Raw genomic sequence first — 21,795 nt, 5'->3', positions numbered from 1 at the left:
TTTGAGATTGCAGGTGCTCGCTCCGGCGTCGCGGGCGGGCATTCAAACCAGTCTGCATGGACCGGTGTTCTGAAAATGAAGGTTTTTTCTGTCGCGGGGTGCGACGGAATGGCTCAATCCGCTGACTTAAGCATTACGCGCATGGATCGGCGGCGGCCGGTCGGGACGTAGAGCGGATGCCATGAGCCCAGAGCCTTCTTCGACGCCTTCGCGGATGCGGCGTCTGACCCGACGCCAGAAGATCATCGGCGGGGTCGTCGCGGCCATCGTGGTGACGGCACTGGCCCTGGTTGTCGTGCGATCTCTGGGAACCGAGACGGCGCCGGGTGCAGGCGGCCCTGGCGGTCCAGGCGGCGGCCGAAGGGCGGCGGCGACCACCGTCGGCGTGGCCACGGCCGCCACCGCCGACGTCCCGGTCACGCTGGACGCGCTGGGCACGGTGACGCCCGCGGCGACCGTGACGGTGCGCCCTCAGGTGTCGGGCGTGTTGGCCAATGTCTATTTCAGCGAAGGCCAGATGGTCCAGAAGGGACAGGTTCTGGCCCAGATCGACCCGCGCCCCTTCCAGGCGACTTTGACACAGGCCCAGGGCCAGCTTCAGCAGAACCAGGCGCAACTGGCGTCGGCGCGCGTGACCCTGACCCGCTATGAAACCCTGCAGCAGCAGGATTCGATCGCCGTTCAGCAGGTCGACACTCAGCGCGCCCTGGTGCAGCAGTTGGATGGCGCCGTCACCGCCAATCGCGGTGCGGTGCAGGCGGCGCAGCTCAATCTCGGTTTCGCGCGCATCGTGGCGCCCGCCAGCGGCCGGATCGGCCTGCGGGTCGTGGATGCCGGCAACTATATCGCGGCGGGCGATGCGGGCGGCATCGCGGTCATCACGACCGTCACCCCGATCGACATCGAGTTCACCGTGCCCCAGGCGCAGATCGGACCGATCCAGCAGCGGGCCTATTCCGGCGAGCGTCTGCAGGTTCTGGCGCTGGATACGACGCGGACGCAGACGCTGGACACCGGCGTCTTCTCCACCCTGAACAACCAGATCGACGGCACGACCGGCACGGTGAAGGGCAAGGCGCGGTTCCCCAACGTGTCGGGCGCGCTGTTCCCCAGCCAGTTCGTCAACATCCGCATGACGCTGGATACGCTGAAGGACGCCGTCACAGTGCCGTCCACGGCTGTGCGGCAGAACACGAACGCCTCCTTCGTCTGGATTGTCGGCGACGACAGCAAGGTTTCGCAACGCCCTGTGGTGACCGGTCCGGCCACCACGACCACGGTGGTCGTCACCTCCGGCCTCAAAGCAGGAGAGAAGGTCATTACGGAAGGCGGAGACCGCCTGACGCAGGGCGCGCTTGTCACGGTGGCGGGGCAGGCCCGTCCGCACGGCCAGGGCGCCGGTCAGGGGCGGGGCCAGGGGCGGGGCCAGGGACCCGGGCGAGGTCAGGGCCAGAAGCCGGACCAGAATCTGGGTCAGAACGCAGGCCAGAATACGGGCCAGAACGCAGGACAGGCTCAAGGCCAGGGACGCTGATCCGATGAGTCCCTCGCGTCCGTTTATCCAACGGCCGGTCGCCACCTCGCTGTTCATGCTGGCCATCGTGCTGGCGGGACTGGTGGGGTTCCGCCTGCTGCCGCTGTCGGCCCTGCCGGAGGTCGATTATCCCACGATCCAGGTCCAGACCCTGTATCCGGGCGCCAGTCCCGAGGTGATGAGCCAGACGGTCACCGCGCCGCTGGAGAAACAGTTGGGCCAGATGGCCGGGCTGGACCGGATGACCTCGATCAGTTCGTCGGGCGCGTCGGTCATCACCCTGCAGTTCGGCCTGTCCGAGACGCTGGACGTGTCGGAGCAGGAGGTTCAGGCCGCGATCAACGCCGCCAGCGCCCTGTTGCCCGCCGACCTGCCAGCGCCGCCGATCTACGCCAAGATCAACCCGGCGGATGCGCCGGTCCTGACCATCGCCATAACCTCTGACACCCTGCCGCTGACGGAGGTGCAGAACCTGGTCAACACGCGGCTGGCGCAGAAGATCAGCCAGACATCAGGCGTCGGTCTGGTGACTCTGAGCGGGGGACAGAAGCCGGCGATCCGCATTCAGGCCGATGTGCAGCGGCTGGCCTCTTACGGCATCACGCTGGACGCCATGCGCACCGCCATCGACAACGCGAACGCCAATGGCGCCAAGGGCAGTTTCGACGGCCCGACGCGGTCCTATACGATCAACGCCAATGATCAGCTGCTGACTGTCGCGGACTATGAGAACCTGATCGTCACCTATCGCAACGGCGCGCCTGTGCGGCTGAGCGATGTGGCCAAGGTGGTGAACGGGGCCGAAAACTCGCGGCTCGCCGCCTGGGCCAACGACAAGCCCGCGATCCTGCTGAGCGTGCAGCGTCAGCCGGGTGCAAACGTGATCTCGACAGTGGATGCGATTAAGCAGCGCCTGCCGGAGCTTCAGGCGCAACTGCCCGCGTCACTGCAGATGACGGTGCTGACCGACCGGACGACCGGCATCCGGTCCTCGGTCCATCATGTCGAGATGGAGCTGGTGCTGGCCATCATCGGCGTGGTGCTGGTGATCTTCCTGTTCGTGCACAGCCTGCGGGCCACGCTGATCGCCAGTCTGGCGGTGCCCATCTCTCTGATCGGGTCGTGCGGGGCCATGTATCTGCTGGGCTACAGCCTGAACAACCTCAGCCTGATGGCGCTGACCATCGCGACCGGCTTCGTCGTCGATGACGCCATCGTCATGATCGAGAACATATCCCGCTATCTCGAAAAGGGCATGAAGCCGATGGAGGCGGCGCTGAAGGGCGCCAGCGAGATCGGCTTCACCATCATATCCCTGACGGTGTCGCTGGTGGCGGTGCTCATCCCGCTGCTGTTCATGGGGGACGTGGTCGGGCGGCTGTTCCGTGAGTTCGCGGTCACTCTGGCCATCACCATACTGATCTCGGCGGTGGTGTCGCTGACGCTGACGCCGATGCTGTCGGCGCGTCTGCTGAAGACCCATCCCGAGGTTGGAAACAAGGGGATCGGCGCGCGGGCTCAGAAGGCGTTCGAATGGCTGGAAGGCCATTATGAAAAGGCCCTGGTCTGGGTGCTGGGGCGTCAGGTCCTGACCCTGCTGGTCGCGGTCGGCACCCTGGCGCTGACCTGCCTGTTGTTCGTTGTGATCCCCAAGGGGCTGTTCCCGACGCAGGATACCGGCCAGCTGATGGCGCGGGTGCAGGCGACAAGCTCTGTTTCTTTCGAGCGGATGAGCCAACTGCAGCAACAGGCGGCCAAGGTGGTTCTGGCCGACCCGGATGTTGAATCCCTGAGTTCGTCGGTCGGCGTCGACGGGGCCAACAGCGCCGCCCTGAACATCGGCCTGATGACCATCAATCTGAAGACCAACCGCACGACCGGCTCGCAGCAGGCGATCATGGACCGGCTGAAGTCCGAAGTGGATCAGATTGCGGGCCTGACCCTGTATCTCCAGCCGACGCAGGACCTGACCATCGACACCGAAACAGGGCCGACCCAGTATCGGCTGGCGGTCGAGGGCGCCAGCACCCAGAACGTCAACGAATGGGCCGACAAGATCTCGGCTGCGATGGCCAAACAGCCGAAGCTTCGCAACATCTACAATGATGTGGCCGCAACCACGCCTGCGGCCCAGGTCTCGATCGATCGGGACTCGGCGGCGCGGCTGTCGATCACGGCGGCGCAGGTGGACGACGCCCTTTACAGCGCCTTCGGCCAGCGGATCGTCTCGACCATCTTCACCGAGACCAACCAGTACCGCGTCATTCTGGAGGCCGATCCCGGCATACTGACCACGCCGCAGTCGCTGGGGCAGTTGAACCTGCAGGCGACAGGCGGGGCGACCCCGCTCAGCGCCTTCGCCTCCATCACCGAAAAGGACGCCCCGACCCAGATCACTCGCGTGGCCCAGTTCCCGGCGGCGACCATCGGCTTTGACGCTGCGCCCGGCGTGTCACTGGGCGCAGCCGTCAGTCAGGTGCAGGAGGCGGTCAAGAGCGTGAAGGCCCCGGCCAGCGTCACCACCACCTTCCTGGGGGCAGCGGGGTCGTTCCAGACCTCGCTGTCGAACCAGCTTTGGCTGATCCTGGCGGCGGTGGTCTGCGTCTATATCGTGCTGGGGGTTCTGTATGAGAGCTATGTCCACCCGCTGACGATCCTGTCGACCCTGCCGTCGGCGGGGGTGGGGGCGCTGTTCGCCCTGTGGATCACCGGCAATGATCTGGGCGTCATCGGCATCATCGGCCTGATCCTGCTGATCGGTATCGTGAAGAAGAACGCGATCATGATGATCGACTTCGCCATCGCGGCTGAACGCAACGAGGGTAAGTCGGCGCACGACGCCATCTTCCAGGCTGCGGTGCTGCGGTTCCGACCGATCATGATGACGACCTTTGCGGCCCTGCTGTCGGCGGTTCCGCTGATGCTGGGCTTTGGCGAGGGATCGGAACTGCGGCGTCCGCTGGGCATCGCCATCTTCGGCGGCCTGCTGGTCAGTCAGCTTCTGACGGTGTTCACCACGCCGGTGATCTATCTGGCCTTTGACCGGTTGGCGCCCGCGAAGCGTCGGCCGGAGCGGGGTGATGCAGCGCAGTCGGACGCTGAGCCGGAGCCGGTTCTGTGAACCTGTCCGAACCCTTCATCCGGCGACCCATTGCGACCGTGCTGCTGAGCGTCGGCATTGCGTTGGCGGGGATCGCCGCCTTCTTCGTCCTGCCGGTCGCGCCCCTGCCGCAGGTCGACTATCCGGCGATCTCGGTGCAGGCGCGGCTGCCGGGCGCCAGTCCCGACACCATGGCCTCCAGTGTGGCCACGCCGTTAGAGCGGCGGCTGGGCGTGATCTCTGACGTCAACGAAATGACGTCACAAAGTTCAACCGGATCAACGCGCATCAATCTGCAGTTCAACCTGAACCGCAACATCGACGGCGCCGCACGTGAGGTTCAGGCCGCCATAAACGCCGCGCGTGCAGACTTGCCCACGACCCTGCGCAGCAACCCGACCTACACCAAGTCCAACCCGTCCAGCGCGCCGGTCATCATCATGGCCCTGACCTCGGACACCAAGACGCCGGGCCAGATCTATGACGCGGTGTCCAACATCGTCAGTCAGCGCGTGGCCCAGGTCGAGGGCGTGGGCGAGGTCGAGATCGGCGGCGGTTCGCTGCCGGCCGTGCGGGTGCAGGTCAATCCGTTCGCCCTGAACACCTATGGCATCAGCCTGGAAGATGTCCGCGCCGCCATCCAGGCCGCCAACGCCGACCGGCCAAAGGGCGCTGTCGAAGGGGAGGGACAGCGCTTCCAGATCTACACCGACGCGGCGGGCAAGAGCGCCGCCGACTACGCCAGCTTGATCGTCGCCTGGCGCAACAATGCAGGGGTGCGGTTGGCCGACGTGGCGTCAGTGACCGACGGGGTGGCGGACACCCGGACCCTGGGTCTGTTCAATGGCAAGCCCGCTATCATTGTCCTGATCTCCAGTCAGCCGGGCGCCAATATCATCAGCACCGTGGACGGGGTGCGGGCCGTGGTGCCGGAGCTTCAGGCGCAACTGCCCAGCGACATCAAGATTCAGGTCGCGTCCGACCGGACCAACTCGATCCGCGCCTCTCTGCATGAGATCGAACTGACGCTGGTGGTGTCGCTGATCCTGGTGGTGCTGGTGGTTTCGGCCTTCCTGCGCAGCGCGCGCGCGACCTTCATTCCGACCGTGGCGACCATCGTGTCCCTGCTGGGCACGTTTGGGGTCATGTATCTGCTGGGCTTTTCGCTGAACAATCTCAGCCTGATGGCGATCACGGTGGCGACGGGCTTTGTCGTCGATGACGCCATAGTGGTGTTGGAGAACACCCAGCGCCACATCGAGGCGGGGATGGAGCGGTTCAAGGCGGCTCTGCTGGGCGCGCGCGAGGTCGGCTTCACCGTCCTGTCGATCAGCATATCCCTGGTGGCGGTGTTCATCCCGCTGCTGTTCATGGGCGGGCAGACGGGGCGGCTGTTCCGCGAGTTTGCGGTCACCCTGTCGGCGGCGGTGATGATCTCGCTGGTCATCTCCCTGACCTTGACGCCGATGATGTGCGCCTATCTGCTGAAGCCGCGTCCGCATGGGCACCGTGAAGGACGGATCGGGCGAGCGTTCGAGGCGGCCTTCTCCAGGATCCAGAACGCCTATTCCTGGTGCCTGGACTGGGCGCTGCAGTCCAAGCCGATTGTCGTGCTGTCGCTCGCGGCGGTGATCGGCCTGACGGCCTATCTGTATGTGGTGGTGCCCAAGGGCTTCTTCCCCCAGCAGGACAACGGGCAGTTGATGGCAGGCGTGCGCGCGGACCAAAGCGTGTCGTTCCAGGCCATGTCCGCCAAGCTGAAACGCGTCGTGGACATCATCCACGCCGACCCGGCAGTGGATACGGTGGTCGGGTTTACAGGCGGGGCGCGGGCGGGCGGCGCCTTCATGTTCGTCAATCTGAAGCCGTTGGATCAGCGTAACGGCGAAAAGAGCGCCGCCGTCATCGCCCGTTTGCGGCCCAAGCTGGGGCGGGTCGAAGGGCTGAGCGTTTTCCTGAACCCGGTGCAGGACCTGCGGATGGGCGGGCGTTCGTCCAACTCCACCTATCAGTACACCCTGATCAGCGATTCCAGCGCAGACCTGCGAACCTGGGGCCAGAAGCTGGAGGACGAGTTGAAGACCCGCCCGGAACTGACCGACGTGGACAGTGATCTGGCTCAGAACGGCGTCGAGACATACCTGACCATCGACCACGACACGGCGGCGCGCATGGGCGTCTCGCCCCGCGATATCGACAACAGCCTGTATGATTCATTCGGCCAGCGTCAGGTCGCGACCATCTATCAGGACATCAACCAGTATTCGGTCATCATGGAATGGATGCCGCAGTTCGCCAAAGGCCCCGAGGCCTTGGCCGATGTGCAGGTGCCCACGTCACCGGCCGGCGGCGCAGGCGCCGGTGGCCTGATCAATCCGGCGCTGAGAGACCCATCGACCGGATCGGCCCTGGTCACCACCACGACACCGCTGACGCCTCTGGCCGTGGTCGCCAGCGCGGCTGAACGCCCCGCCGCTACGTCGGTCAATCACCAGAACGGAGAATTGGCCACGACCGTCTCGTTCAATCTGGCGGAAGGGGTGTCTTTGTCCCAAGGGCAGGCGATCGTGACGGATGCGGCGGCTTCGCTGGGGATGCCGATCAATGTGCGCGGCAGTTTCGCCGGGCAGGCGGCGCAGGCGCAGCAGCAGAACCAGGAACAGCCCATGCTGATCCTGGCTGCCCTGGTCGCCATCTATCTGGTGCTGGGCATCCTGTACGAAAGCACCGTCCATCCGATCACCGTCCTGTCGACCCTGCCCGCGGCGGGGGTGGGGGCGGTGCTGGCGCTGATGCTGTTCGGGATGGAGTTCTCGATCATCGCCCTGATCGGAGTCTTTCTGCTGCTGGGCATCGTCAAGAAGAACGCCATCCTGATCATCGACTTCGCGCTGGACGCCCAGCGGTCGCGCGGCCTCTCGGCAGTCGAGGCGGTGCGCGAGGCTTCGCTGCTGCGGTTCCGGCCCATACTGATGACGACTCTGGCCGCTGGGTTGGGCGTGCTGCCGCTGGCGATTGGATTTGGAGAGGGGGCGGAACTGCGTCGCCCCTTGGGCATCACCATCATCGGCGGCCTGATCGCCAGCCAGTTGCTGACCCTGATCACCACGCCGGTGGTTTATGTCTATCTCGACAAGCTGCGGAGAAAGCGGGGCGACGAGCGCGCTCTGGCGCGTGGCATCGATACGGAGTCTTCACCCGCATGAGACCGTTCGCCCCTCTTCTCCTGACCGCCGTTCTGATGACTTCGGCCTGCGCCGTCGGGCCCGACTATGTGACGCCGACGGCCCCGACCGCCACAGCGTTCAAGGCGCCGGACGGCTGGCGAACGGCCCAGCCCTCCGACGCTCTGGCGCGCGGCGACTGGTGGACCCTGTTCGGGGACGACACCCTGAACAGCTTGGCCGCCCGCGCCGAAACCGCAAACCAGACCATCGCCGCCGCCGAGGCCGCCTATCGTCAGGCCCGCGCCCTGACACGCGAGACACGGGCAGGCCTGTTTCCCACCGTGTCGTTGAACGGATCGGGCGCGCAGTCAAAAACGACGACTTTGAACGACAACAAGAACTATCAGGTCGGGATCGGCGCGACGTGGGAGCCGGACTTCTGGGGCCGCATCCGTCGCTCGGTCGAGGCGAACGACGCCACGGCCCAGGCCAGCGCCGCCGACCTGGCCAATGCCCATCTGTCGATCCAGGGCGAACTGGCCGCCAACTACCTGAACCTGCGCGAGGCCGATGCCGAGACGGCCCTGCTGGATCAGACGATCACCGGCTATGAGCGGGCGTTGCAGATCACCCGGAACCGCTACGAAGCGGGCATCGCGCCACGCACCGACGTGCTGCAGGCCGAGACGACGCTGGCCAATGCACGGTCGACGCGTATCGGGTTGGAGCGGAACCGCGCCACCTATGAGAACGCCATTGCGGTGTTGGTCGGTGAACCGGCCAGCAGCTTCACCCTGGCCCCTGCGCAGTGGACGCCGATCATTCCCGAGGTGCCGGTGGGCGTGCCCTCGACCTTGCTGGAGCGCCGTCCCGACATCGCATCCGCAGAGCGTGCGGTCGCCGCGGCCAACGCCCGCATCGGGGTGCAGCAGGCAGCCTTCTTCCCGAATCTGTCGCTGACGGGATCGTATGGTCAGACGACGTCGAACCTTGGCGATCTGTTCGCCAGTTCGACCAACATCTGGTCGTTGGGCCTCGGATTGGCCGAAACCCTGTTCGACGCCGGGGCGCGAGGCGCGGCGGTGGAGCAGGCCCGAGCCAGCTATGACGCCTCTGTCGCCGCCTATCGCCAGACGGTGCTGACGGCGTTTCAGGACGTGGAGAACCAGCTGACCGCCACGGATGTGCTGCGCCGTCAGTATGCCGAACTCCAGACGGCGTCTCAGGCTGCGGACCAGACCGAAGCCATGATCCTGAACCAGTACCGGGCCGGGACGGTGGCCTATACGGATGTGGCGACAGCCCAGGCGACGGCTCTGACGGCGCGCCGAGCCCTGCTGCAGGGCGCCGTCAATCGCCAGACGACAGCGGTGGCCTTGATCCAGTCCATCGGCGGTGGCTGGCGCAACGATCAGGGCGACTGATCATTCAGACTAGCAATCAGGCACAACTATTGCGAGTGTTTTGTCCTAAGCTTCACAATGGGACAGATGCCTCATGGGAGAACAGTACAGGGAACTGGCGGCGATCTGGCTCAGCCGCTCCTTCGCCGCGCCGACGGTCGAAATCGCTGAGGCCTATGTCGAGTTGGCCGCCATCTATGAGGCCCTGGCCAGTCTGGCGCTGAGGCTGGACGGACTGGCCCGCAGAGCGTGATGCGGCCCTGCCTAGCGGGGCAGGAAGAACTCCACCGGCGTAACCAGCTCCAGCGTCGCGCCGGGCACATCGTCGGGTGGCGGGGGCAGGGGTTGCGCGCGGTCCAGCATGGCAAGGGCTTCGCGGTCCAGCAGCGGACGGCCTGAACTGCGGTCTATGCGTGAGGACAGGACGCGGCCTGACCGATCCATGGTGAACCGGACATAGGCGACGCCTTCCTGACGCAGGCGCTGGGCGGCGGGCGGATAGCGTTTCTTGGTGTCCAGATGCGCCAGAAGGCGTGCGCGCCAGTCCTGGGGCGCCGTCGATGCGCGCGGGGCAGGCGGGGCGGGACGGGCGACGGGCGCGGTCGTTTCTGGCGCGGGTGTCTGGTTCTGTGCGGGGCGCGGCGCGGGCGGCGTCACGGGGACGGCCAGGGCCTCGGGCGCGTCCGCCTGAATGCGGGGATGGATCTGTTGCGGGGCGGCGCGGCTGGCGGCCGCCTGAACCTGTTTGGGGCCTTCAACCTGTTCGGACGGCGGCCGGGGCGGGGCGGCGTTGTTGCGGATCAACTCAACGGCGATCACCGGCGGCTCCTCCAGCGGGATCGGCGCGTGGGACACGAAGTTGATCAGGAACAGCAGCGGGGCGGCGTGGAGGGCGAGGGCGCCGCCAAGGGCGATCATCCCGCGCGCACGACCGGGCCCGCGTCGAGGTCTTTCGACCCCGACGTGACCCTGGACCGCGACGCGCGGGAGAACGGTCGTCATGCGGCGTCTGCGGTCCTGGTCTTGAAGCCGACATCCACCAGACCGCGAACGCGTGCGAAGGCGGCGGCGGTCCCGGCCTGGACGCGGGCCTCCTCTTCCTCGGTCATTTCGGGTGCGTCGAGGGCGGCGGTGAAGCTGCGCCAGTGGTTGGCGCGGCCCTCAGGCGAGGCGGCCAGATGGCGGGCGCCGAACTCGGCCGACAGACCCAGAGCCGCCGCCGCCTTGATCAGAAAGGCGGCGCCCAGGTTCGAGCCCTCGGCCACGTACAGCCAGCCCAGCGCGGTCGGCACGTCCACCGGCTCGCCCGCGACAAAGCGGGGCGGGCCGTCTGCAGGCGCAGGTTCCGCGCCAAGATCAGCGAGATCGGTCAGCACCTCATTGATACGGCGACGCTCCAGCAGGTCCGGCACCAGAGCCGTCAGTTCAGGCGTCTCGTACAGGGCGGCGATGTCGCGGTGGAACAACTGCTGAATCCGCAGGAACTCGGCATAGGTGTCGCGGCTGCTGAAGGGCTTGGCGGCCATGATAGCGTTGTCCAGACCTTCGTGCACGCCGTTGCTGGAGGATTTGAGCCGTTTGGCGCGGCTGGTTTCGAGCGGGGTCATCATCAGTCTCAGTAGCGGTAGGTCAGGGCGAGACGGACGGTGCGGCCCGGCGCGGGCATGACGCCCAACGCAAGCGGGTCGAGGTAGTATTCGTCCATCACATTGTCGATGTTGAGGTCGAGCTTGGTCTGCTCTGTGACCTTCAGGCTGGCGAAGGCGTCATAGATGGTCGCCTCCTTGTACAGTTGCTGGATCGCCGACAGGCCGACGTTCCATTCCTGATCCAGCTTGCTGATCGGGCCGGCGTTATGAACGGCGCGTCCGCCGATGGTCAGGCGATCATCGAACAGCCGGGCGCCCAGCGTCAGGTTGATATTGTATCGCGGCGGGTTCTGGGTGTTGGTGTAGGAGCCTTCGAAACCGCCATCGACGCAGTTGGGCGTGTTTTTCAGCCCGTCGATGTCCCACTCCTCGCCATATTCGCGGCGTTCAGCGGCGATGTCGGGCGCGCAGGTCTTGGCCTCGAAATAATAGTGGGCCGACAGGTCGCCGAAGACGACGCCGTTGTCATAGCTGGACTGGAACTCGACGCCCGACACCTTGAACTGGTCGATGTTGCGGATCAGGCCTGCCGACAGGGTGCGGTAGTCGCGCGTGATCAGGTCGTCGATGCGCGTGTTGAAATAGGCCAGCTTGAAGCCCGCCCGGTCGCCGCCGGTGATCAGATCGCGACGGATGGTGCTGGCGCCGACCTCCCAGGTCTTGGCGCGTTCCGGCTTCAGTTCACCGACCGGCTTGGCCGCCGTGAACAGGCCCAGGGTCGTCTCGAACAGGCTGGGCAGCTTCACGCCCTCGGCGTATTTCACATACAGCAGCGTGTCTTCGTCGAAGCTATAGGTGACGCTGGCCGTCGGCATGAAGGCGTCGTCCGTGCGGCGGATCGGGTCGGACCATGTCCATTCGGTCGGAACGATCAGGTCGCTGATCGCGCCCGCGTCGTAGAAGTTCCAGCCCGTGATGTCCGCAGCCGTTCCGCGCTTGTAGGGCGAGGCCAGCAGAGACGCCTGGGTGAACTGTCCATTGGCGTCGGGGTACCAGTTCAGCGAGGCGATGCGCGTAGCGCGCCATGCTGGCAGGCTGGCGTCGCCGCTGAGCAACTGGATCGAGCGGTATTTGCCGACGGCTTCACGTTTGGACACGGTCGCCAGTCGATTACGGTCGCGCACATCGACGTGGTTGTAGCGGCCGCCGACCATCAGCTCCCAGTGCTCGTCCGGCTCCCATTTGGCCGAGGCGACGACGCTGTATTCCTTGCGCACCGCGCTGCGCAGGAAGCGGTTGTTGACCAAGTCGTCCTGCATCAGCGGCGAGTTCGGGCCGGGGCCGACATCCTCGTGGCTGAACGACAGGCCGTAGTCGAAGGTGAACTTGCCCAGATCGGTGAACAGCAGCGAGGTGTTGGTGATGTCCCCGCCGAAACGCTCCTGCGTCAGCTCGTTGCGATAGGCGTCCTTGTAGCCGGGGTCGGTGTTGAAGGACGGCGCGTCCCACCAGTCGGTGCGGCGGTCATAGTACCAGGGCGTGATGCCGGTCAGGCCGTTGTACATCAGGCTGTCGGAGTGAGTGTACCAGGCGTTGGCTCTCAGATCGACCAGGTCGCCCAGCTTGCCCTGCGGCTTGTAGCGATAGCGCAGATTGTAGGCGTCCATGTCCACGTTCCCCAGCGCCCATTGCGGCACGCGGTCACGATCAACGCGGATGATCTGCGAGGCCATGATCTCGCCCTGCTCGCCCTTGTAGCGGCGATAACCGGCTTCCAGGGTCTGCTCGTCGGTGATCCGCCAGGTGCCTTTCAGCAGCAGGGATTCAGACTGGGACGAGGTGTTGAAGACCTCGGTGTTCGTGGGGTTCAGCGTGGCCAGGACGCGGCGGCCTTGCGGGAAGTCGTTATAGCCCCGGTGACCCGAGAAATAGTTGCCCACATCGCGCCAGGCATAGGCGGCGACCAGGTCGAACCTGTCCCAACGGCCTGCGGCTGCGATGTTGAAGAACTGTCCGCCGGGGCGGGTCAGGTCGCCGCTGTCCTTGGACGGCACGCCGCTGTAGGCGGGCAGGCGGCGTGCGCTGGCGTCTGACACGCCGGTGCGGACGCGCAGGCCCAGATCGTGACCCTCGGTCAGGACGTCGTCGGCCTTCAGGGTCTCCATGACCACCACGCCGCCGATGCCGCCCGACGCGTTGGCCTGCAGGCTGGGGCCCTTGGTGATGGTGATGTTGGAGATCAGGTCGGGGTCGAGATAGGTGCGCTGCGACTGACCGGCATAGCCGCGATAGGTGTCCATCGTGGACTGGCCGCCATCAATGATGACCGGCACGCGGCTCTGACCCTGGATGCCGCGGATGTTCACGTCCAGAGCATTGGCGGTGCGCGGATCGCCCGCTGTCACGCCCGCCACACCCTTGATGACGTCAGCGGTCGAGGTTCCCCGAAAACGTTCGATGGTGTCGTGGTCGATATAGGCGCTGGAGTCTGCCGAACGATATGGCGCTTCTGCCGGGTCGCCGTGCGTGTCGAAACCGTCGGCGCTCAGGCGTCCGGCGCCGCCTTCGGTCGCGCCCTGCACCCGCACGGGGCCAAGTGCGATGGCGTTTCCGACCGCGGGTGCGGCCGACAGGGTCACGACGCGGCCTGACAGGCTGTAGGTCACGCCGCTTCCGGCCAGCAAACGCGACAGGCCGTCGGACACGCTGTAACGGCCCTGCAGACCGCGCGTGGAGGCGTTGCGCGTCAGGCTGGCGTCATAGGCCAGCTCAACATTGGCCTGTTGGGCGAAACGGATCAGGGCCGGAGTCAGGGGACCCGCCGGCACGTCAAAGCTGGGCTGAGCCTGAGCCGCTGCGGGCAGGGGCGCCAGCACAGCCGCCGAAGCGACAGCCGTCGTGGCCATCAGGAAGAGGCGCATGGCCCCGATATTGTGTCTCGCCTTGGTCAACTTCGCCTCTCATGGCGCGCACTGCGCCAGTCCATATGGGTTCGCATGGTGCGAATGAGAATGGTTCTCGCAAGATAGACGTGCGATGCGGCGAAACCGGGACTGTGGACTTCGAAAAAAGTTCAGAACGTCGTTCAGTCGTGAACGATGATGGCTCCGCCGAGCAGGTGCGTGGAGCGCAGGCCCAGGGTCTGTTCCAGACGTGTCACGGTCTGGTCGGGTTGGTCGATGCGGAAGGCGCCGCTGACGCGTCGATCGCGCGCCTTTCGTCCGATGACGGTCATCGGCAGGGTGGAATAGCGTCCGATCTCGCTGACGACCGCAGACAGGGGCTGGTCATCGAACACCAGCCAGCCGTCCTGCCAGGCGCCCACGCCGACGGAGGACGCGACCGGCGCCGACGGCGCCTGACGGGGAACATAGGTCGAGGTCTGGTCCTGCGTCACGACAATCGAAGCAGGGTTCGACGCCACCCTGACCGCGTGTTCTGTCACTGATACCCGGGTCTGGACGCCGTCGCGCCGGACAATGAACCGTGTGCCGAGCGCCGTGGTGGAACCGCCGCCCGCCTCAACCGTGAAGGGCCTGTTCGGGTTCGGGGCGACAGTGAAGGCGGCCTCCCCGCGCAGCAGGCGCACGGTGCGACGGTCGGGAGCATAGGCCACCTGGACGGCGCTGTCGGTGTTCAGGCGTACGGTGGAGCCGTCCGCCAGCGTCAGCGTCCTTTGCTCGCCGGGGCGGGTGACGGCATCGGCGCGCAGTCGCGTGGGGCCATCCAGGGCGACGAAAGCGACGGCTAGAGCAGCCGCCACGCCGGTGGCTATGAGCGGCGCGCGTGAGCGGCGACCGTCGCGAGGTGAAGCACGGCGACGCCGAGGGGAAGGGGCGGTTTGGGGCGCCGGTCGAACCGCGGCCTCGCCCATTTCCAACCAGAGGGCCTGCGCCTTTTCGAAGGCGACGGCGTTCTCGGCGCTCTGCAGCCAGGCGTCCAGATGCGCCGAGCCTGCGTCATCCAGCAGTCCGCTCTGCTGGTCAGCAACCCAGCGCGCAGCTTCGCGATCCGCGCGGGACACGCGGTCGGGCTTTGAGGTCGTGACGGATGTCATCACAACGCCTCTTGCTCAGCCAGGCGCGTCTGGCAATGGCTGATTGCATGACGGACGTGTTTCGCGACCGCATTTGTCGTAATTCCCAGTCGTTCGGCAACTTGCGCGGGCGTCAGGCCCTCGACTCGACGCAAAAGAAACACCTCGCGACAGCGCGGAGGCAGTTCATCGATGGCGGCGGACAACAGGCTGAGCCGCTGCCGGTCGATGATCCGGGTTTCGGTGGTCGGTGCGGCGTCCGCCATCCGCATATCGTCCGCCTGGTCGTCGAACAGGGCAGCGCCGCGCGACCGCTTCCTCATCTGATCCGACGTCAGGTTCAGCATCAGCCGATAGAGATAGGCGCGCTTGTCCTTGATCGTCTCGGGATCGGCGATGCGCTGGATGTTCAGCCACAGGGTCTGGGTGATGTCTTCCGCCAGACTGGCGTCGCCCAGGATCCGCCGGGCCAGTCGCATCAGCGACGTGCGCTCGGTCACCAGCAGCTGAGAGAAGGCCGCGCGATGTGAAAGATCGAGGGGGGACATTCGCGATGCGCGATACCGTGTCTGCGAGTGAATCGCAAACACGTTATGGTCTGGATCGGCGGCCTGATCGCGCGGTCAGGCCGCCTTTGGTTCAGATCAGGCGATGGTCTTGGGTTCAGCGCCTTCGATTTCGTCCTCGGGGTCCAGTTCGCCTTCCCACTTGGCGACCACGGCGGCGGCGACCGAGTTGCCGACGACGTTGGTGGCGGAACGGCCCATGTCGAGCAGATGGTCGACGCCCAGCACGATTGCGATCCAGGCTTCCGGCAGACCGAAGTAGGTCAGGGTGGCCATGATGACGACCAGCGAGGCGCGCGGAATGCCCGCGATCCCCTTGGACGTGACCATCAACAGCAGCAGCATGAAGATCTGCTGTGACAGGCTGAGGTGCACGCCGTGCGCCTGCATGATGAACATGGTGGCGAAGGTGCAGTACAGCATCGAGCCGTCGAGATTGAACGAGTAGCCCAGCGGCAGGACGAAGCTGACGATGCGTTTGCGCACGCCGATCTTGGGCAGGGCGTCCAGAATGCGGGGGTAGGCGGCTTCCGAGCTGGCGGTTGAGAAGGCCAGCAGGGCGGGCGTGCGGATCGTACGGAACAGCGGGATCACGCGCTTGCCCAGCACCACGGCGCCGGCCAGGAACAGGATGCCCCACAGGGTCGCCATGGCGCCATAGAAGCCCAGAACGAACTTGGCGTAGGTGCCCAGCATATCCAGGCCCTGGGTGGCGATGGTCGAGGCCAGGGCGCCGAAGATGGCCAGCGGGGCCAGCTTCATCACGAACTCGGTCACCTTCAGCATGATGGAGGCGGCCTGTTCGACCAGGTGCATCACGGCGGGTGCCTTGTCGTCCAGCGCGGCGACGGCGGTGCCTACGAAGACGGCGAAGACGACGATCTGCAGGATTTCGTTGCGCGCCATGGCGTCAAAGATCGACGTCGGCACCAGGTGGGTGATGAAGCCATGCAGCGAGAAGGCGTCGGTCGATGCGGCGGGTGCGGTGGCCACGACGGCTTCCGGCAGGTGCAGGTTGGCGCCCGGCTGCAGGATCTGAACGATCACCAGGCCCAGCAACAGCGAAACGGCGGAGGCCGAGATGAACCAGGCCATCGTCTTGACGCCGATGCGTCCGACGGAGGCGGCGTCCTCCATGTGGGCGATGCCCGCGACAAGAGTGGTGAACACCAGCGGCGCAATGATCATCTTGATCAGGCGCAGGAAGACGTCGGTGATCAGGTTGAGGTTGGAGGCCGCCTTTGACGCCCCCTCAGCGTCAAGAAAATGGTTCAGGCCCCACCCGGTGAGGACCCCCAGGATCATCGCCCCGATGATGAGGTACGCAAAAGAACGTTTCATACAGATAGTCGCCCCAGTTGAGCGTGGGATCACATCGCCTAATCGTCGGTCAATGATTCCGGGCCGCCCTCGACAGATTCGACATGAATAACGGCAATCCTCCGCCTCGCCAGCGGAAAATCAGAATAGGCTGCCAAGGCTCAGCTTGAGGTTTGCTGGGCCGTGACCTGTCGTTGTCTGATGGTTCTCAGATCGGGCGCCAACAACCAAAGGCCGTAGATCACAACCAGGACAACCAACACCGTCGCTTCTGGCGCAACTTCGGAAAGACTGGCGCCGGTCGAGTTCATCTTCACAAAGGCCTGCACGCCTGCCGTGGAAGGAAACAGATTGGCCAGCCAGACCAAGGGCTGAGGCATCATGAAGTGCGGCCAGGCCGTGCCGCCCAGGAAGAAGAGCGGCGCCGACGTGCCGACCAGCACCTGTAAAACGCGCTCATGCCGGTCGAACAAGCCGCCCAGACACAGACCCAGCGCCGACACAGCTGCCGAGAACAAGGGCGCCAGAAGGATGACCCCGATCAGATCGCCCGCACGCGGATAGTCCTGAACCCAGAAGACGAAGCCGAAATAGAACAGGCTGGACAAGGCGCCGATGACGGTCAGGGCCAGCCACAGGCCCAGACGACTTCTGAGCCGCAGGACCGGCGCCGCCGTCTCGCGTCGTATGGCGGCGATGACGCCCGCGCCCAGCAGAAGGGTCTGTTGCAGGATGACGATGCTGACCGCCGGAACCGCATAGTCGCCGTATCCCTCGGTGGGATTAAAGAGCGACACCTGTTTCAGGCTGGGCGTCAGGGACGCGGCGCGCGCGACCTCGGGCAGGCCGTTCAGGCGTTTGCGGATCACGTCCGCGACGGCGCCCGCCGCAGCCTTGCCGATGGCGGTGACGCGCACCAGATAGCCGCCGTTCAGATAGATGGCGACACCGTCCGGCGCGCCGCGCGCCAGACTGGCCTCGAACCCATCGGGCAGGACGATGATGCCGTCCACAACGCCGCGCTTCATCAGGTTCTGGGCTTCCTCGACAGAGGAGGCGACAGCGGCGACCTCGATGGCGTGGCTGGCGTTCAGATCCTCGACCAGGGTGCGCGTCGTCGGCGTCTGGCTGCTGGTCACCACCGCCAGAGGCAGGCCGGTGGCGGACTGACCCGAATAGGCCGCCGGGTAATAGAAGGCGTACAGCACCACGGCGAGCAGCAGCAGGCTGGCGACCGGGCGGGTCTTCACAATACTTGCGAAGGTGGCGGCGAAACTGCCGGTGACGCTGTCGGTCGGAAGCGGGAAGGTCAGGGCCTCGACCTTGGGCTCGCGGTTGGCGCGCCAGCGGATCGCCAGGGCGGCGATGATGAAGGCGCCCAGGGTCACCGCGCAGAGAATGAGCAGGTCATGGACGGCGGCGGGCTTTGCGCCATCGGTCACCATCTGGCTGGTCTGAAGCCGCAGATAGTGGGTGTAAGGCAGGACATCGCTCCAGAACTGGGCGAAGCGCGGACCGTGGTCCAGCGGCAGGGTCCCGTTGGAAAAGGCGATGGCGGCGCCAGAGTAGATGGCGGTGGCGGAGAAGGCCAGGTCGTTGTCGCCCGCCACTGCGACCAGCAGGGCCGACAGGGCGACGCTGACCGCCATCAGGGCCGCCATGCCCAGCATCAGCAGAGGCAGCGACCCGGCCACGCCCCAGCTCCGGAACCCGCACAGCCAGACGATCCAGGCCAGTCCCCACAGGGTGAAGATCAGGAAATGCGGCGTTAGATGGCCAGCCAGGGCCGCCGTCGTGCGGCCGCCGTGGGCGATCTTGAATGGACGAAACGACTTGCCCTGCATCAGCCGCCCGACCGCCAGCACGGCGGAACAGGCGGCCAGCAGATGCAGGACGCCGGGGCCGAGCAGGCCGCCCAGGAACAGTTCAAAGTTCAGTTGCGGGTTGCCGATGATCGACACCTGAACATCCGGCGGGCTGAGCGCGGTTGCGGGCACGCCCATCTGCCGGGCGCGCTCCTCCAGCGCGGGCGCGGCGGCTGAGGCGATGGCGGCGGACTGGTTCAGGGCCGTCAGGGCGCCCGCCGTCTGGAAGGCGCCGTTGAAATAGACCGTCGCCTGTTCAGGCTGGCGGAAGGCCCCCGCAGTGAAGCCCGAGGGGAAATAGGCGAAGCTGAAAATCCTGCCCTGCCGCATCAGCGCCATCGCCTCGTCCAGAGTGGCGGGCGCATAGGCGACGTCCAGGCCGGAACTGGCCTGCATGTTTCGAACGGCGGCGCGGGTAAAGCTGGACCGATCATGGTCCACCACCGCCGCTGGCGATTGCCGGATCACGCCCGGCGCAAACATGGCGGCGATGACCACCAGCAGGATCAGCGGCAGGCCGAAGGCGACGAAGGCGTCCCACGGTCGGGTCAGCAGCAGGCGCGTCTCGTCGCGCACGGCCCGGGCGAAGGCCGCGCGATTGGACGTCATCGGCGCGACCAGTCGAACAGCACGCTCATGCCCGGACGCAGGTTGGCGATGGGTTGAACCGGCTTGGCCTTGATGGCGAAGCTGCGCACGTCATAGCCGCTGGACTGGCGGGTCGAGCGCCAGGTGGCGAACTCGCCCTGGGGGCTGATGGCGGTGACGCGGAAGGCGGCGTTCTTGAGACCCAGCGCCGGTATGTCGCCGTGCAGCGTCGCACCCATCTTCAGGTCGCGATACTGGTCTTCGCGGACAGTGAAGGACACCCAGGGATCAGCGGTGTCGACCACGGTGTAAACCGGCACGCCGATCAGGACCAGTTCGCCGACATTGGCGAACCGCTGGGACACCTCGCCCGCGTGTGGCGCAACCAGTCGGGTTTCGGATTGCAGGCTGGTGGTCTCGGCGACGGCGGCCTGGGCGCCGCTGACCTGGGCGTCAGCGACAGAGCGTTCCTGTGGCCGGGTTCCGGTCTGGGCCTTCACATACTGCTGGCGGGCGGCCTCGGTCTGGGCGGCGGTGGCGGCGCGGGCGGCGACGGCTTCGTCGCGCCGCTGGGCCGAGATAACCCCCTCGGCGAACAAGGCCTCGGCGCGTCGTGCGGTCTGGTCGGCCAGACGTTCCGTGGCCTGGCTGGCGCGCCAGATGGATTCGACGGTGCGGATGTCTTCGTGCCGGGCGCCCTCGCGGCTGAGGGACTGCAGCGCCTCGGCGGACTGCAGCAGGGCGCGCGCCTGCACGTCCTTGGCCTCGATTTCGGGGCTGCTCATGACGGCCAGCACCTGACCTGCGGTGACGCGGTCGCCTTCGGAGACCAGAAGCTGCTCGACACGGCTGGGCGCCTTGGTGGCGACGGTGAAGGTTTCGGCCTCGACCATGGCCTGGATCTGCTCCTTCGGCGGGCGGGCCGCCAGGAACAGGCCCACGATGATGAAGCCCACCAGCAGGATCGCGCCTGCCGCGATGATCCAGACGCGCAGGGCGCCGCGCTTGCGCGAGGGGGGCGTGGCTGTCGTCTCGCTCATGGTGCGCTGATCCGGTCGTCGCGTTGCAGATAGTCGTTCAGGGTCTGGGGGCTGCTGGACGCCGCCAGAAGCGCCGCCAGACTGAGATCATATTCATAGGCGGCGACCGCGCGCTGCAACCGTGCGGCGCCCAGCAGATTGCGGGCGTCCACAACGGCAGAGACAGGAGATTCCCCCTCCCGGAAGCCGATCTCCTGCACCCGCAGGTTCTCGGTCGCCGCCGTCAGGCTGGAGTCCATCGACAGGAACTGGCGTCGCGCCAGCTCCGCCTGATTATAGGCGCGGGTGACCAGCAGCCGGGCGTCGTCGCGCGCCTGGCGTTCCAGTTCGCCCGCGGCCTGGGCCTGCGATCGCGCCGCGCCCGCCATGCGGCGACGGTCGATCGACGACATCAGGGTGTAGCGCGCGCCGATGCCTACGGCCCAGTCAGGCTCTGTCGGCAGGGCGTTGTCGGGGTTCAGGTTGTAGGTGCCGAAGGCATAGACGGTGGGGCGAAACCGCGATTCCGCCAGATCGACGCCTGCTTCGGCCAGATCACGTGTCGCCTGGGCCTGGGCGATGCGGGCGTTGGACTGCGACGCCTGGGCGATGAAGACATCCATCGGACCGACCGACGCGCGGTTGACGAACAACGGCGTCGTCGGCGTCACCCCGTCGTCCAGGTTCAGCACCCGGCCAAGCGACTGGACCGAGTTGTCGTATTCCAACTGCGCGCGGTCCAGTTGGCGCTGTGAAGCGTCGCGGGCCACCTGAACTTGCAGCGTCTGTGCATGGCTCAACACCCCTTCGCGCTCCATCCGCTCGGCGTTGCGCAGGTGAAGATCGAACCCGTCGCGGGTGTCGGTGGAGATGCGCACGGCCTCCGCCGCCAACACCTGTCCGAAATAGGCGCGGGCCAGGTTGACGCCTTCAAGATCCATCGCCTCGCGACGGCGCGCCTGCGCCATATCGACATTGGCGGCGGCGGCGCGTTGCAGGGCGGGGATGGCGCCGCCGCTGTAGATGGGCTGAAGCGCGGTCAGGGTCGGGCGAAAGGCGGTGTCCTCGACCTCCAGCCGGACATCGGTCGGCAGGGCGGCGAAGATTTCGGGCAGGGCGGCCTGCAGCCGCTGTCCCACCGTCTGAAGAATATCGCCCGGTATGCCGGGAAGGTCCGAGATCAGCCCCGGAATGGCCGCGCCCAGTTCGGACTGGGCCTTGTCCAGCGCGCCAGTCAGGGAAATGTCGAAGGTCTTGCGATAGCGGATGGCTTGGGCGTCCAGGGACACCGTGGGCCGACGCAGGCCCGCCGCCGCCGCCGCCTGTTCGCTGGCGGCGTCCACGCCATAGCCCGCAGCGCGAGACAGGCTGGAGGAGGTGCGCAGCCGGACAGAGGCTTCGGCATAGGTCAGCGGCGTCTGCTGCGGCGACGCCGTCTGAGCGGCCGCGGCGCCCGCGACCAACAGCGCGAAGGGCAGTCCGATCCATGCTGAAACCATCATCGATCCTTGCAAAGCCTGGGTGACGATCCTGAAGCGGCGCCGTCGGGTCAAGCAAGTTCTCAGATGTCGCAAGGGTTCCGACGCCATATCAGCGCAGTCGCGTCAT

The 21,795-nt window shown here is 66.2% G+C and carries 14 protein-coding genes; 5 read left to right on the top strand and 9 right to left on the bottom strand.

The window, feature by feature from the left end:
• Positions 1-181: 181 nt before the first annotated feature.
• From JKF87_RS13675 to JKF87_RS13655, 5 genes are all read left to right on the top strand, one after another.
• Positions 182-1,534 (top strand): efflux RND transporter periplasmic adaptor subunit, encoded by a 1,353-nt coding sequence (locus tag JKF87_RS13675; protein ID WP_201100454.1) that lies wholly within the window; start codon positions 182-184, stop codon positions 1,532-1,534.
• Positions 1,535-1,538: 4 nt separating this feature from the next.
• Entirely contained in the window at positions 1,539-4,655 is a 3,117-nt protein-coding gene (locus tag JKF87_RS13670) for an efflux RND transporter permease subunit (RefSeq protein ID WP_201100453.1), read from the top strand.
• On the top strand, positions 4,652-7,840 hold the full coding sequence (locus tag JKF87_RS13665; RefSeq protein ID WP_201100452.1) for an efflux RND transporter permease subunit: 3,189 nt from the start codon (positions 4,652-4,654) through the stop codon (positions 7,838-7,840). Before JKF87_RS13670 ends, JKF87_RS13665 begins: the two co-directional genes overlap by 4 nt.
• The gene (locus JKF87_RS13660) at positions 7,837-9,225 is read left to right on the top strand and encodes an efflux transporter outer membrane subunit (RefSeq protein WP_201100451.1); all 1,389 of its coding nucleotides are present in this window, start codon (positions 7,837-7,839) and stop codon (positions 9,223-9,225) included. Before JKF87_RS13665 ends, JKF87_RS13660 begins: the two co-directional genes overlap by 4 nt.
• A gap of 73 nt (positions 9,226-9,298) precedes the next feature.
• On the top strand, positions 9,299-9,457 hold the full coding sequence (locus JKF87_RS13655) for a hypothetical protein (protein WP_201100450.1): 159 nt from the start codon (positions 9,299-9,301) through the stop codon (positions 9,455-9,457).
• Between the two features lie 11 nt (positions 9,458-9,468).
• Here JKF87_RS13655 and JKF87_RS13650 read toward each other — a convergent pair whose 3' ends face one another.
• The 9 genes from JKF87_RS13650 to JKF87_RS13610 all read right to left on the bottom strand — a co-directional run bounded on the left by JKF87_RS13650 (position 9,469) and on the right by JKF87_RS13610 (position 21,740).
• Positions 9,469-10,206, bottom strand: a complete 738-nt coding sequence (locus tag JKF87_RS13650; protein WP_201100449.1) for an energy transducer TonB — start codon at positions 10,204-10,206, stop codon at positions 9,469-9,471.
• The gene (locus JKF87_RS13645; RefSeq protein ID WP_201100448.1) at positions 10,203-10,811 is read right to left on the bottom strand and encodes a biliverdin-producing heme oxygenase; all 609 of its coding nucleotides are present in this window, start codon (positions 10,809-10,811) and stop codon (positions 10,203-10,205) included. The genes JKF87_RS13650 and JKF87_RS13645 overlap by 4 nt, the downstream gene beginning before the upstream one ends.
• Before the next feature lie 8 nt (positions 10,812-10,819).
• Positions 10,820-13,744 carry a TonB-dependent receptor gene (locus JKF87_RS13640; protein WP_236261386.1) on the bottom strand — a complete coding sequence of 975 codons (2,925 nt, stop codon included), beginning with the start codon at positions 13,742-13,744 and terminating at the stop codon, positions 10,820-10,822.
• A gap of 134 nt (positions 13,745-13,878) precedes the next feature.
• On the bottom strand, positions 13,879-14,850 hold the full coding sequence (locus JKF87_RS13635) for a FecR family protein (protein ID WP_201100447.1): 972 nt from the start codon (positions 14,848-14,850) through the stop codon (positions 13,879-13,881).
• Positions 14,850-15,377: an RNA polymerase sigma factor gene (locus JKF87_RS13630; protein WP_201100446.1), complete on the bottom strand. Its 528-nt coding sequence runs from the start codon at positions 15,375-15,377 to the stop codon at positions 14,850-14,852. The genes JKF87_RS13635 and JKF87_RS13630 overlap by 1 nt, the downstream gene beginning before the upstream one ends.
• Before the next feature lie 96 nt (positions 15,378-15,473).
• Complete coding sequence (locus JKF87_RS13625) at positions 15,474-16,736, bottom strand: dicarboxylate/amino acid:cation symporter (protein ID WP_201100445.1); 1,263 nt, start codon at positions 16,734-16,736, stop codon at positions 15,474-15,476.
• Positions 16,737-16,876: 140 nt separating this feature from the next.
• On the bottom strand, positions 16,877-19,189 hold the full coding sequence (locus JKF87_RS13620; protein WP_201100444.1) for an ABC transporter permease: 2,313 nt from the start codon (positions 19,187-19,189) through the stop codon (positions 16,877-16,879).
• Entirely contained in the window at positions 19,186-20,208 is a 1,023-nt protein-coding gene (locus JKF87_RS13615) for an HlyD family secretion protein (protein WP_201100443.1), read from the bottom strand. The genes JKF87_RS13620 and JKF87_RS13615 overlap by 4 nt, the downstream gene beginning before the upstream one ends.
• A complete protein-coding gene (locus JKF87_RS13610) occupies positions 20,205-21,740 on the bottom strand; it encodes a TolC family protein (RefSeq protein ID WP_236261385.1) in 1,536 nt (511 codons plus the stop codon). Before JKF87_RS13610 ends, JKF87_RS13615 begins: the two co-directional genes overlap by 4 nt.
• Positions 21,741-21,795 lie beyond the last annotated feature (55 nt).

It is taken from the genome of Brevundimonas nasdae (assembly GCF_016654005.1).
GTDB lineage: Bacteria > Pseudomonadota > Alphaproteobacteria > Caulobacterales > Caulobacteraceae > Brevundimonas > Brevundimonas nasdae.
The sequence above is the reverse complement of the archived record's forward strand: the minus strand, read 5'-3'. Positions and strand labels throughout refer to the sequence as shown.

Bases quoted from the DNA above. Each gene is read 5' to 3' on its own strand.
- JKF87_RS13675 (WP_201100454.1), top strand. From the start codon at position 182: ATGAGCCCAGAGCCTTCTTCGACGCCTTCGCGGATGCGGCGTCTGACC.
- JKF87_RS13650 (WP_201100449.1), bottom strand. From the start codon at position 10,206: ATGACGACCGTTCTCCCGCGCGTCGCGGTCCAGGGTCACGTCGGGGTC.
- JKF87_RS13615 (WP_201100443.1), bottom strand. From the start codon at position 20,208: ATGAGCGAGACGACAGCCACGCCCCCCTCGCGCAAGCGCGGCGCCCTG.
- JKF87_RS13645 (WP_201100448.1), bottom strand. From the start codon at position 10,811: ATGACCCCGCTCGAAACCAGCCGCGCCAAACGGCTCAAATCCTCCAGC.
- JKF87_RS13660 (WP_201100451.1), top strand. From the start codon at position 7,837: ATGAGACCGTTCGCCCCTCTTCTCCTGACCGCCGTTCTGATGACTTCG.
- JKF87_RS13670 (WP_201100453.1), top strand. From the start codon at position 1,539: ATGAGTCCCTCGCGTCCGTTTATCCAACGGCCGGTCGCCACCTCGCTG.
- JKF87_RS13620 (WP_201100444.1), bottom strand. From the start codon at position 19,189: ATGACGTCCAATCGCGCGGCCTTCGCCCGGGCCGTGCGCGACGAGACG.
- JKF87_RS13625 (WP_201100445.1), bottom strand. From the start codon at position 16,736: ATGAAACGTTCTTTTGCGTACCTCATCATCGGGGCGATGATCCTGGGG.
- JKF87_RS13655 (WP_201100450.1), top strand. From the start codon at position 9,299: ATGGGAGAACAGTACAGGGAACTGGCGGCGATCTGGCTCAGCCGCTCC.
- JKF87_RS13630 (WP_201100446.1), bottom strand. From the start codon at position 15,377: ATGTCCCCCCTCGATCTTTCACATCGCGCGGCCTTCTCTCAGCTGCTG.
- JKF87_RS13635 (WP_201100447.1), bottom strand. From the start codon at position 14,850: ATGACATCCGTCACGACCTCAAAGCCCGACCGCGTGTCCCGCGCGGAT.